Source organism: Sulfurovum sp. TSL1, assembly GCF_019972135.1.
Lineage (GTDB): Bacteria > Campylobacterota > Campylobacteria > Campylobacterales > Sulfurovaceae > Sulfurovum.
The window spans coordinates 1,083,427-1,095,189 of sequence record NZ_BPFI01000001.1; the positions used below are offsets into that span (position 1 = coordinate 1,083,427).

Consider the following 11,763-nt stretch of genomic DNA (forward strand, 5'->3'; position numbering starts at 1 on the left):
AAATTTCGCGTATTATATCTAAAAGAAGCCCGAAATTATTTACACTGTCTGATAGCATCCCAGTGTTCTATGATCTCAGGTTCTTCCAGTCCCTCTTCATCGACGACTCTTTTCATCAGTTTATAGGCTTTATCACACTTGCGCTGTTTATAGTATCCCCATGCCAAAGAGTCTAGATAATACATGTTGTCAGGCTGCTGGATCAATGCATTCTCTATCACATCGATACCCTTTTTGACATTGACCTCTTTGTCTATCAGTGTATAGCCATAATAATTGAGGTAGATACTGTCATCATTCCCCAATGCAATCGCTTTTTCAAACTGAGAGATCACATCCTGTATCATTTTTTTATCATTTTTATCTTCTGAGTTCTCAAAAATAAGTACACCCTTCTCTGCGATCCACTTTGAATTTTTATCTTCCTCATACAGTTTATCTACAAGGGTCAATGCTTTGGAAAAATATTTTTTTGTTTTATAGAGTTCATAGAGTATGTCATTTCTACTTTGATCTGCTTCCAAAAAAGCAATCGCACCGTCAAGATCTCTTTTGTATATATAGGCATCTATGATCTTTGTCAGATACTCTTGGTCATTGTCCTGTTGATACAATGCTTTATAGGTCTCTAATATACCGTTGATATCTTTTTCTTTTTGATAAAGCGAAAGCAATTTCACGTAGACATCATGACTCACGATATTCATACGGCGATGTGTTTCAAGTAGCTGTATCGCCCTTTTACGTTCACCTGTGAACTCATCCATAATATCAGCCATCCGTAGCAATATCTCTTCTCTAGGTACCGTTTCATAAACCCTGCTTAAAAGGTCTAATGCTCTTTTAAATTTTCCGGCATATAAAAATGAATTGGATGCCAGATCCAGATCCATAGGTTCTTTTGACTGTTCAAGCAGGTTTTCTGCTTCTATGGTTGCATTTTTCACTTGTCTTGCCGTGAGATACAGAGGAATGAGAAGACGTCTTACTTCGATTCTGTTCGGATTGACCTTATCCCATCTTTTTAAACGTGTGATACTTTCCAGGATGTGATTTCTGCTCATCAATGCGGCAGTGGCTTCTTTAAAGAGATAGATCTCTGCACCGGTATCATCATAGAGTTTCTTATAGACCTGATAACTGTTTTCATAGGCTTTATATTCATCATATAAAAGTCCTCTCATGATGAGTTCATCTTCACTGATCTTCATGATTTCTTTGGCAGAGCCCATCACAGTGCTCAAGATCAATACTGTCAATAAGCTAAAAGCTATACGATACCAGGACACTCTTTGCGTACCTCTTCTTCATCATTTTTAAACTGTTCCCAAAATGGGAAAGTACGGCATTGTAAAGGCCGTACAGGGTAAATGGAACAACGCTTTAGCGACGCATCAAAAAATATACAGGCATAGTTGTCTTCTGCCAATTTTTTTTCTATCAAAGAGTAGCGATGCTTCACTTTTCTTAAATACATTGTAGCAAAATCTTCTACACTAAGGTTAACGAACGCTGCCATTTTCTCTATCTCGCTGTATTTAGCCCAGATATAGCCGCTCTCTCCCGTACAACAGTGCCCTCCACATGCTTCACATGCATTGGGGTTGAATTTAAAATTATACTGTTCGTGTGTCATGAATTCCATGATCAAAAATCACCTTTTATACTGTTTGTATTGGCACGTTCAAATGCTTTTGCTGCCTTTTCTCTATAAACACTCTTTTCATCAAAGACCACAAATGGAGGCAGTATCTTTGTCATCGATTTAGATCCCAGACGCGCTGCGATCATCACCAGTTTGGATTCTCTGTCTATTTTAGAATGTACAAACTGCATCGTTTCGACAGTTATACCATAGGAAGTTAAATGATGTAATAACAGATCCACCTGCTTGGCATCATAACAGAAGATAAAATACCCTCTGGGCTTCAAAAGTTTTTTTACCTTGGCGATGAAAGCATCTATAGGCAAATGGTGTGCATACCGTGCAATGTTCAAATGCGTATTGTCACTTTGTTGCACATTTGAGTCATAAAAAGGCGGGTTTGAGATGATATAGTCGAACTTCTCATCCGTCATCCACTCTGTAAAATCCCCCAGATGACTTTGCGCTTCCAGATTATTGAGTGCATAATTATGTTTTGCATACTCTAGCATCTTTTCCTGTTTGTCTATAATGCTGGTCTGAATGTTAAAATCCCTGGTCAATAAAAGTGAGATGATCCCTACACCACAGCCTACATCCAAGAGTCTGCCTTTAGGCTTAAACGAAGAGATAAAGTCATACAAGAAAATGGAATCACTGTTATAACAGTAGCCGCTTGTAGGTTGATAGAGAAACAAATGATGCCTTTTTTTATGAATTTTACTATATTTTCAGTATAATCGCGATTATGAATGAAGAACTAGACCTACTCAACCCGCCATCAACAGATTTTTCCATGCTGGACTACGATTGTGCATACATCCCCGGAAATAAGGTACGTATGAACTATAAGTATGTCTCTCATGCGAGTAAGAAATTTGCCACAGCAGTGATCGCCAGAGGATGGAGACGTTTTGGAAAATACTTCTTCCATCCTATCTGTAACGGGTGTAATGAGTGTAAAAGTATACGTATCGATGTCAACAACTATCACTATACCAAATCACAAAAAAAAGCCATCAAACGGAATGCCGATACGCAGATCATTGTACAAAAACCCAGTCTTACCGATGCACATATTCATCTCTACAACAAATACCACTCTTTCAAGCATGAAAAAGACCAATGGCAGCACCGCAATATTTCACACCGGGAATACCATGAAAACTTTGTAGATGGGTCACATGAGTATGGGAAAGAGGTACTCTATATCAGGGATGGTAAACTCATCGGTGTTGACCTCATCGATATACTCGATGACGGTATCAGCTCCATATACTTCTACTATGACCCTGATTATGCCAGACTCTCACTGGGTACCTATTCACTGCTCTATCAGATACAGTTGGCCCATATACTTGAATTGCCTTGGATCTACTTAGGGTACTGGGTAGAAGGGTGTAAAGCGTTTGCCTACAAACCGAAGTTTCAACCCCAGGAGATATTGGATAGTTTTCCTCATGTTACAGAAGAACCTGATTGGGAAAAGTGGGATCTAGCGTAAAGCGTCCAGCTCCGGACTCTTACGGCACCATTTTAAAAAAAGTCTGTCAGGATCTACTCTGGGATCTACCTCTTTCTCTTCAACGATACATTCAGTCAATATCTTTGCCATAAGCGGTGCGAAGACAAATCCTCTCCCCCCTAGACCATTACACACAAATAAGTTATCTATATACTTCATCTCAGGTTTGGCACCACGTATCACAGCAGGATATGTTTCCAACATAAAAGGCACATCTATTACCTTCCCTACCAAAGGAAAGTAGTCTTTAGACCCTGCTCTCATACCGCAAAATACTTCTTTGAGTTCCAGGTCTGAAGTATCGATGAGAGAAGAAGCTTTTTCTTTGAGAAGTAAGGCTTGTCCTTCCTGGCAAGGTACAGGTTCTTTTACCTCTTTTTCATGTGTCGCACCCAGTTTGATGATGCCATCTATGTTGGCACCCACAGACATAGATTGATGCATACTGACCTCTAAAGAAAGTGTGGAAGTGAAGTCTCCTCTAGTCCCCCATGTACCTTTGATACCCATATAACGCAAGTCAACCAGTTCACTCTCATAACCCGTCGCCAATACAAGATGCTTAGCGCTGTAGTCACCTACACACCACAACCCATCTTCTTGTATGATCTCTGTTACCTCATACACCAAAACATCTATCTCTGAGAGCAAATCTTCGCACATCTCTTTTGCATCACAAACCCCTGCTTCAGGAAAGAAAAAACTGTCAAACCCAACACCTATACCTTGTGCTTGAAGTTGCTCAGAGGTGTAGTTTTCATACCTGGTTTCATTAAAAGGTGCATACTCGGAAAATTTTTGTGCATCCGCTTCATCTTTGGGGATGCGTATCACACCGGTTTGATGGAAAAATAAAGGACAGGTCGTGAGATAAAAATCTTTGGCAAACGAGAACGCTTTATTCGTAAGTGTTTGAAGAGCCGACCCTTTGCCTATCTTGGGAGAGACAAAAGCACCTGCTGCTCCGGAACCTCCTAAGGCGATACCTCTTTTGTCAAGAACAAGTACTTTTTGGCCTTTTTGTGTCAATGCATAGGCTGTAGATGCGCCTGCGATACCTGCACCGATGATGATAGTATCATAGGTTTTGGACATACTATCTAAACCGATATCTCTTTGATATCCGCAATATTTCTAAACGTTTTATAGATAGAGCCTATCGTATGGAGTCTATTTTGCTGCAACGCTTCATCTTCAGTGTTTACCAGGACATCATCAAAATATCCGTCAAGTTCACGTTTGAGCCCAAAAAGTGCTTCGAGTTCTTCCTTATAGTCACTGTAGGTAGCGTTGATCACTTTTTCATACGCATTATAGAGTGTGACTTCCGCATCTTCTTTAAATAATGTGATATCTATCTCCATACTCGACTCAAGGTCTATCTCTTTAGAGATATTCGCCACACGTTTAAAGGTAGTGAATTGTTCTTTAAATGCATCACTGCTTACGATCTCATTGAGTGCAGCCACTTTTTTAGCGATCTCATTGATATCTCTTTCCCCTGATGCAAGTACTGAAGCGATGACCGACGGATTGGCATCGAGTGACTTGTTGATACGTTCTATCATGAATTCACTTAAAAGATCCGTATCAAAGTCATCATAATTGCCTTTGAGCAACGCGATGATATCATCTATGTTGAATGTCAGATCATACGCTGTCACAATTCTTACAATACCGTTGACCGCACGACGCAGGGCGAAAGGATCTTTGGAACCTGTAGGTATCTTTCCTACACTGAAGAGTCCAAAGAGTGTATCGAGTTTAACACTCATCGCTACAATGGAGGAGAATACAGAACTTGGAAGTTCCGCACCCTCACCCACCGGCATATACTGCTCTTTGATGGCATGATATACCAACTCTTCTTCACCCAGTGCCTTGGCATAATAATACCCCATGAGCCCCTGCAGTTCTGTAAACTCGTACACCATCTCACTCATAAGATCCGCTTTTGCAAGGTTGACTGCTCTGTCCATGGCTTTTTCAAGTACAGTAGAACTTTTCTCAGTGTCTGATTCTACTCTATCCATGTAGAGGGCAAGCAGTCTGATCGCGATATTATTTTCCCTTTTGATCTTATCTGCGAGTGTCCCCAGGCCATCAATGAACTGTACCTTCTCAAGGCCATCCGTACTCAGGCCGTTTTTAAGGTCATTTTTGTAGAAGAAGAGTCCATCAGCCAAACGCGGTTTCAGTACACGTTCATTTCCTGCGATTACTTTACTATAATCATCTGTATAGGCATTGGAAACCACCACGAACTTGTTTGCTATTTTCCCATGTTCAAATACAGGGAAATAACGCTGGTGCTCTTTCATAGAGGTAATGATCACTTCAGGTGGGAGTTCCAGGAAAAGTTCATCAAAGGTCCCTACAAGTGCTTTAGGGTTCTCTGTGATCGCTACCACTTCAGCCAAAAGTGCTCTATCTCTCTCTATGATGATATTATGCGTCGACTCCAAAGCATCAAATTCAGCTAAGATCTTCGCTTCACGCTCTTTAGGATGCAGCATCACCGCACACTCGTCCAGTATACTTTCATAGGAATCTATCGTAGGGATCTCAACTGCATCATAGGTTACCATACGATGTACATAGGTTTTCGTGTCTGACTTTATACCAAAAAGTTCTACCGGTACAGAGCTCTCACCCAGTCTTACCTGCAGCCATCTAAGCGGTCGGATGAATTCATCCGATCTTGATCCCCAACGCATCATCTTTCCAAAGGACATAGAAGCCAGCCATTGACTCAACATCTCTTGAAGAAGAGAAACCGTTTCGGCGCCTTTCTCCTCTTTTTTGAAATAGAGTACTTCTTTCCCGTTCTTTTCTGCACGACCAAGTGCATCAAAGCTCACACCACATTTACGGGCAAATCCCTGGGCTGCCTGCGTAGGCTCACCATCTTTGATCGCTGCTTGCACAGGAGGCCCCATAAGTTCTAGTGTACTGTCTGCCTGACGTAATGCCATCGCAGCATGTTTTAGCACAAGTCTTCTGGGGGTATAGATAAATTCAAAGTCACAAGAAAGCTTATACTCTTCAAGTATATTTTTCCAAGATTTCTCTATATCAGATACAATTTTCAGTAGTGGTATAGCCGGAAGTTCTTCTACACCGATTTCGATAAGTAATGCTTGTGTCATTTAGATGGTCCTAGTGAAATTATAATGGCTATTATTTTACCTAAATATTCGTTAAGAGTGAGATGGGCACCTATAGTGTTGCCTGCCAGCTGTCAAAATATCTGAGCTCACTCTCCTCATTGTATGGTTTTTACACAAAACCTCATAAAAATATCTTAAATCGTCATACGTTTAAAAATAGCCGCACATTTTTTGTATACTGCAAACATAAATAACCCGGATAGGTTAACACAGCAAAGAAAAGCAATGAAACTCCGTGATCGGTTATTTGATTGCCCATTCTAATATGAGGGAAAATGGTATGAAGCATTACTTTTTACGTATGAAAACAAAGGGGCATTGTCCTCCAAGAAAACCGATCAGAAAGATCATATGGTCATGGATAGGGGCATTTTTAGGGATACTCTCCATTGCGTATTTAGGAGAAGTATGGAACAGCCATGACAAAGCTTCTTTATTTTTGATAGGCTCTTTCGGGGCATCCGCAGTTTTGATCTACGGGGCTCCTTTGGTAGAGTTTTCACAGCCAAGAAATTTGATCGGGGGACATGTATTTTCAGCACTGGTTGGTGTCACGATAGCTTTACTATGTAAAGAACATATGATTCTTGCCAGTGCATTGGCCGTATCATTGGCTGTTGCGGTGATGCATTTGACAAGAACCCTACATCCTCCCGGAGGTGCAACCGCTTTGATCGCCGTGATTGGTGGGGACAGTATACAGGATTTGGGATATTGGTATGCAGTAAGCCCGGTATTGATCGGTGCTTTTCTTATGTTACTGGTAGCTTTATTTGTCAACAATATGTCCATTGATCCCAAAAGGCATTATCCTGTCTACTGGGTATAAAATGCTGACCAATAGCTCCAGCTAACCAAATAGGTCTGTCATTGTGGTAGGTGAAGAGGGATCAGTGTTCCCCGCTCTCATCATCCTGCATATCTATACGTCTGCCTTCATCATCAAATTTACTTTTATAATAATTTTTCACGATGCCAAATGTTATAAATACAAATAAAAATACAGCAATGATATAAAGGATATCTCCAAACAGCATGTTATTGCTCTAGCGTATTGGCTATGGTGATCTTTTCAAACCCTTCATAGTTTTGACGGAGTGCATCATAGATGACGATACCCACACTCACACCAAGGTTCAAACTTCTGCCTTTTCCACCCATTGGTATGGTGATACACTGCTCCGGGTTGTCAAGTAGTACTTGTTCATTGATCCCTCTGGTCTCAGAACCAAAGAGAATGTGATCACCCTTTTTAAATGGTGCGTTAAAGTAGAGATTATCCGTTTTCGTTGTAGCCATATAACTGTTTTGGGTGATAGGATGTGCTTTAAGGTATTCCTCAAAGCTCTCCCATACTACCAGATCAAGATGTTTCCAATAATCAAGTCCGGCACGCTTTACCGCTTTATCATCAATATCAAATCCGAGTGGTTTGATAAGATGCAGTGTCGCACCGAGATTGACACATAGACGGCCTATGGTACCCGTGTTTTGGGGAATTTTTGGTTCAACTAAAACGATATTAAACATGGAGTAACTTACCTTTCTCTATCATTAAATCACACATCGTGTGTCTTGTCGTGGCGAACGCCCTTGAAAGCGAAGCGATTCGAGAGCCACGACGCTTTTTTGCTTCGTTTTTTCTAAAAAAATGAAGGGAGAAACAATACCTCAGTCCAAATATGAGGAAATGTATCAAAAATTTCAATTTATTATTAAAAGACTACCGTCTTATTACCGTTGACAAACACTCTGTCATGAAGTACCAGTGCCAAAGCGCGTGAAAGTACTATCTTTTCCACATCACGTCCTGCTCTTTGCATATCTTTCCATGAAAGGCGATGATTGACCGGGATCACATCTTGCGCGATGATCGGTCCTTCATCCAGGTCATCCGTTACAAAGTGTGCTGTAGCCCCTATGATCTTTACACCTCTTTCAAACGCCTGCTTATAGGGATTGGCACCTATGAACGCAGGAAGGAAAGAGTGGTGAATATTAATGATCTTTTCCGGATAGGCCTTGACAAACTCAGATGTAAGTATACGCATATACTTTGCAAGCACGATATAGTCAAAGTCAAATTCGCTTATCAGTTTCATTACATGTTCTTCATGCTCTTCTCTGCTCATACCCTCTGCCGGGACATGAAAAAACGGGATATCAAATCTGCGTACGAAGTTCTCAAGCGTATCATGGTTGGCAATAACACACTCAATCTGTGCATCCAGTTCACCATTTGCATGACGTACAAGAATATCACCAAGGGCATGGGACTCTTTGGTAGCCATAAGAATGATTTTCTTGTCTTTTGGTTCCGCGACCCTGATATGTGCATCCTCAGGTGCAACCGTTTTTAGTTCTTCAAGTAACTCCTGAATATCAAACATGCCTGAAACAACTGTACGCATAAAAAAACGTCCCTGTTCTTTGTCAACAAATTCACGGTTATTATCGATATTTAAATCTCTGTCATAGAATACTTTGGAAATCTTATATACTAACCCTTTTGAATCTTCACAGTCAATTAAAACTCTTGCTTTTTTTACCATATTTACCCTAGTTGCTATTGAATTGTAAAATTATACCTATTTTTCTTTCAAACTCATGATTTTCTCTTCAGTCCGCCTCTGAAGTTCATCACCTAAAGCTTTACCCGAAAACCCTTCAGCCATCAACTGAGCGGGGATGACACCTCTGTCAAAAGGTTTATCCCATACATCCAGTTTCTTTGCTACAGCTATGACGTCTTTATGATAGTTCCCTACATACTCTATGATGCCCTCTTTGAGTGAAAGATGTGCTATGAAAGAGACGGTAACATCTGTAGGCAATGGTGGTGCTGCCACTTTTTTATAGTAAACGGCGGGTGCGCCCAATCTTTCCAAGATTTCTGTGATATCCAATGAGAAATATGATTTGCAGATAAAAAGAAAATAATAGGGTCTTAGGGCTTCTACAAAGTTTTTTTGACTCCTTTGCAGTATCCTGCTTAATACGATAAAGGATCTCTTTCCCATATCTTCGTTAAAAAGCTGTTTGCCTATACCCAGAGCCAGTAGATAATAAAGGCCATAGTGCAAGTAGCTTCCCATGAACATTTTCTCAAACTCTTTAAAAAGACGTTCCTTAGGCAGATCATCCAAAGAGATACCCTGACAAAGCCTACAGCTCTCTTCTTCCACTTTAAACCCAAAACGTGCAGCAAACTGCATGGCACGCAGAACACGCAGACTGTCCTCTACAAATGATCTTTTATCGACAACACGCAGTATTTTATCTTCAAGGTCTTTCAACCCGTCCCAAAAGTCAAGTATACGTTCATTTTGAATGTCATACATCAATGCATTGATCGTAAAATCCCTTCTTCTGGATGCTTCTTTCTCTTCTGTGGCCAAAGAGACTTCAAAACCGCGATGTCCTTTGGACACTTTTTGTTCCGTCCGGGGCAAGGAAATATCCAGATCATGGTACTTATAGACAAAAAAACTTTTTCCTACCCCCTGTGCACCCAAATGCTCCATCGCAGTTTCAAAATCCTCTATACTGATCCCAAAACACTCGATGTCATAATCTTTACACGTATCTCCCAACATACGATCACGTACAGCACCACCGACAATGTAACATTTCGCATGATAATATTGTGTCAAATGCTCTGTCACTGTTTTGATGTTTTGAAGTATATGGGGATCGGTTTGAGAGAAAAAATTCGGAAAAGATTTGATAGTGGGCATGGTATCCCTTTTAAAATCATTGGAAGTTAGAAGAGCCAACTCTCAAAGTCGGCTCGATAGCAGCGTTTAAGTCCTATTTGGATGCATAGTCAGCGATAATATCACCGATCTCACTACACGTACAGATCTCTTTCGCATCATAATCACCGATGTCACCTGTACGATACCCTTCGCTCAATGCTTTTTTGATCGCATTGTCTATTTTATCTGCGGCTTCATTTTCACCTAAAGCATAACGAAGCATCATACTTGCAGATGAAATGGTTGCCAACGGATTGGCGATGCCCTGTCCGGCGATATCCGGTGCAGAACCGTGAATAGGTTCAAACAATCCTACACCTGTACCTGTACTGGCACTAGGAAGAAGTCCGATAGATCCGCTTAACATACTCGCAGCATCTGAAAGAATATCACCAAAGATATTTCCCGTCAAGATCACATCAAACTGCTTAGGATCACGGATAAGCTGCATCGCTGCATTGTCTACATACATATGAGAAAGTTCCACTTCCGGGTAATCTTTAGAGACCTCTTCTACGATCTCTCTCCAGAACTGGCTGACTTCAAGTACATTGGCTTTATCTACTGAACAGATACGTTTTTTACGTTTCATAGCGATGTCAAATGCCACGATAGCGATACGTTTGACCTCTTCTCTTGTATAGATCATGGTATTGAATGCATTGTCTTTATTCAGTTCTCTTGGCTGACCGAAATAGATACCACCAGTCAGTTCACGTACGACCATGATATCTACACCTTTAATGATCTTAGGCTTAAGACTGGATGCATTCACCAGCTCATCATAGACCATAGCCGGTCTCAGGTTTGCAAATGTTCCCATCTCTTTACGAAGTCCCAAAAGCCCTGTTTCAGGACGTAAATGTCTCTCAAGTGTGTCCCATTTCGGTCCGCCTATCGCACCGAATAGCACAGCGTCACATTTCTTTACACCCTGGATCGTCTCTTCAGGGAGTGGAACACCCGTTTCATCGATCGCGGCACCGCCAAGCAGCATCTCTTCATACTTCAGGTTAAACCCTTGTGTGACAGAGACCGCATCCAATACTTTGATGGCTTCATCAATAATTTCAGGACCGATCCCGTCACCTTTAATTACACCGATTTTATAACTTTTACCCATATGATTATGCCTTCGCTTCTTTTTTATTTTCAATCTCTTTTTTCGCAAATGCTATCAGTCCGCCTGCATCTACCAACTCTTGCATGAATTCAGGAATCGGAGAGAACTTATAGGTTTTAGCCTGTGTGACATTGATCACTTCTCCCGCATCCATATCGATTCTCACAACATCACCTTCATTGATCTCAGATGCCTCTTTGAGTTCAAAAATAGGCAGTCCCATATTAAATGCATTTCTGTAAAAGATACGTGCAAATGTAGGCGCGATCACAGCACTTACACCGGCTGCTTTTAATGCGATAGGTGCATGCTCACGGCTTGAACCGCAACCAAAGTTCTCACCGGCAACGATAATGTCGCCCTCTTTCATTTTCGAAACAAACTCAGGGTCTGCATCTTCCATTACATATTTTGCCAATTCCGATGGCTCACTTGTATTAAGATATCTTGCTGCGATGATCAAATCAGTATCGATATTGTCACCAAATTTCCAAACTTTACCTTGCAAAGTATTATCCTTTTTACTACTATCTCCTTACAAA

General features: G+C 40.9%; 13 protein-coding genes. 2 read left to right on the top strand and 11 right to left on the bottom strand.

The annotated features are described in order from the left end of the window. Positions 1 to 35 precede the first annotated feature (35 nt). The 3 genes from LDM98_RS05250 to LDM98_RS05260 are packed head-to-tail and all read right to left on the bottom strand — an operon-like array spanning position 36 to position 2,343. Positions 36 to 1,235 (bottom strand): lipopolysaccharide assembly protein LapB, encoded by a 1,200-nt coding sequence (locus LDM98_RS05250; protein WP_223899067.1) that lies wholly within the window; start codon positions 1,233 to 1,235, stop codon positions 36 to 38. A 35-nt stretch (positions 1,236 to 1,270) separates the two neighbouring features. Continuing rightward, the gene (locus LDM98_RS05255; RefSeq protein ID WP_223898290.1) at positions 1,271 to 1,645 is read right to left on the bottom strand and encodes a YkgJ family cysteine cluster protein; all 375 of its coding nucleotides are present in this window, start codon (positions 1,643 to 1,645) and stop codon (positions 1,271 to 1,273) included. Between the two features lie 2 nt (positions 1,646 to 1,647). Continuing rightward, positions 1,648 to 2,343 (bottom strand): tRNA1(Val) (adenine(37)-N6)-methyltransferase, encoded by a 696-nt coding sequence (locus tag LDM98_RS05260; RefSeq protein WP_223898291.1) that lies wholly within the window; start codon positions 2,341 to 2,343, stop codon positions 1,648 to 1,650. A 50-nt stretch (positions 2,344 to 2,393) separates the two neighbouring features. On the opposite strand from LDM98_RS05260, the gene LDM98_RS05265 reads away from it, so the two are divergent. Beyond that, positions 2,394 to 3,149 (top strand): arginyltransferase, encoded by a 756-nt coding sequence (locus LDM98_RS05265; RefSeq protein ID WP_223898292.1) that lies wholly within the window; start codon positions 2,394 to 2,396, stop codon positions 3,147 to 3,149. Here the strand turns inward: LDM98_RS05265 and LDM98_RS05270 are convergent. Both LDM98_RS05270 and glyS read right to left on the bottom strand, forming a co-directional pair. Beyond that, positions 3,141 to 4,265, bottom strand: coding sequence for an FAD-dependent oxidoreductase (locus tag LDM98_RS05270; protein WP_223898293.1), 1,125 nt, complete (start codon positions 4,263 to 4,265; stop codon positions 3,141 to 3,143). The genes LDM98_RS05265 and LDM98_RS05270 overlap by 9 nt on opposite strands. 5 nt (positions 4,266 to 4,270) lie before the next feature. Next, positions 4,271 to 6,319, bottom strand: a complete 2,049-nt coding sequence (gene glyS, locus LDM98_RS05275; RefSeq protein WP_223898294.1) for a glycine--tRNA ligase subunit beta — start codon at positions 6,317 to 6,319, stop codon at positions 4,271 to 4,273. A 301-nt stretch (positions 6,320 to 6,620) separates the two neighbouring features. Here glyS and LDM98_RS05280 point away from each other — a divergent pair, with 301 nt between their 5' ends. Beyond that, a complete protein-coding gene (locus LDM98_RS05280; RefSeq protein WP_223898295.1) occupies positions 6,621 to 7,169 on the top strand; it encodes an HPP family protein in 549 nt (182 codons plus the stop codon). A gap of 61 nt (positions 7,170 to 7,230) precedes the next feature. Here LDM98_RS05280 and LDM98_RS05285 read toward each other — a convergent pair whose 3' ends face one another. From LDM98_RS05285 to LDM98_RS05310, 6 genes are all read right to left on the bottom strand, one after another. Beyond that, entirely contained in the window at positions 7,231 to 7,377 is a 147-nt protein-coding gene (locus LDM98_RS05285) for a hypothetical protein (protein ID WP_223898296.1), read from the bottom strand. Position 7,378: 1 nt separating this feature from the next. Beyond that, positions 7,379 to 7,870: a tRNA (cytidine(34)-2'-O)-methyltransferase gene (locus LDM98_RS05290; RefSeq protein ID WP_223898297.1), complete on the bottom strand. Its 492-nt coding sequence runs from the start codon at positions 7,868 to 7,870 to the stop codon at positions 7,379 to 7,381. Positions 7,871 to 8,055: 185 nt separating this feature from the next. Continuing rightward, positions 8,056 to 8,892, bottom strand: a complete 837-nt coding sequence (gene purU / locus LDM98_RS05295; RefSeq protein ID WP_223898298.1) for a formyltetrahydrofolate deformylase — start codon at positions 8,890 to 8,892, stop codon at positions 8,056 to 8,058. Positions 8,893 to 8,928: 36 nt separating this feature from the next. Beyond that, positions 8,929 to 10,077 carry a CCA tRNA nucleotidyltransferase gene (locus LDM98_RS05300; RefSeq protein ID WP_223898299.1) on the bottom strand — a complete coding sequence of 383 codons (1,149 nt, stop codon included), beginning with the start codon at positions 10,075 to 10,077 and terminating at the stop codon, positions 8,929 to 8,931. 73 nt (positions 10,078 to 10,150) lie between these two features. After that, positions 10,151 to 11,221, bottom strand: a complete 1,071-nt coding sequence (leuB, locus tag LDM98_RS05305) for a 3-isopropylmalate dehydrogenase (protein ID WP_223898300.1) — start codon at positions 11,219 to 11,221, stop codon at positions 10,151 to 10,153. A gap of 4 nt (positions 11,222 to 11,225) precedes the next feature. Beyond that, a complete protein-coding gene (locus LDM98_RS05310) occupies positions 11,226 to 11,729 on the bottom strand; it encodes a 3-isopropylmalate dehydratase small subunit (protein ID WP_223898301.1) in 504 nt (167 codons plus the stop codon). Between the last annotated feature and the right edge of the window lie 34 nt (positions 11,730 to 11,763).

Excerpts from the sequence above, each read along its gene's own strand:
- LDM98_RS05255 (WP_223898290.1), bottom strand. The coding sequence starts at position 1,645 with ATGGAATTCATGACACACGAACAGTATAATTTTAAATTCAACCCCAAT.
- LDM98_RS05265 (WP_223898292.1), top strand. The coding sequence starts at position 2,394 with ATGAATGAAGAACTAGACCTACTCAACCCGCCATCAACAGATTTTTCC.
- LDM98_RS05270 (WP_223898293.1), bottom strand. The coding sequence starts at position 4,265 with ATGTCCAAAACCTATGATACTATCATCATCGGTGCAGGTATCGCAGGC.
- glyS (WP_223898294.1), bottom strand. The coding sequence starts at position 6,319 with ATGACACAAGCATTACTTATCGAAATCGGTGTAGAAGAACTTCCGGCT.
- LDM98_RS05280 (WP_223898295.1), top strand. The coding sequence starts at position 6,621 with ATGAAGCATTACTTTTTACGTATGAAAACAAAGGGGCATTGTCCTCCA.
- LDM98_RS05285 (WP_223898296.1), bottom strand. The coding sequence starts at position 7,377 with ATGCTGTTTGGAGATATCCTTTATATCATTGCTGTATTTTTATTTGTA.
- LDM98_RS05290 (WP_223898297.1), bottom strand. The coding sequence starts at position 7,870 with ATGTTTAATATCGTTTTAGTTGAACCAAAAATTCCCCAAAACACGGGT.
- purU (WP_223898298.1), bottom strand. The coding sequence starts at position 8,892 with ATGGTAAAAAAAGCAAGAGTTTTAATTGACTGTGAAGATTCAAAAGGG.
- LDM98_RS05300 (WP_223898299.1), bottom strand. The coding sequence starts at position 10,077 with ATGCCCACTATCAAATCTTTTCCGAATTTTTTCTCTCAAACCGATCCC.
- leuB (WP_223898300.1), bottom strand. The coding sequence starts at position 11,221 with ATGGGTAAAAGTTATAAAATCGGTGTAATTAAAGGTGACGGGATCGGT.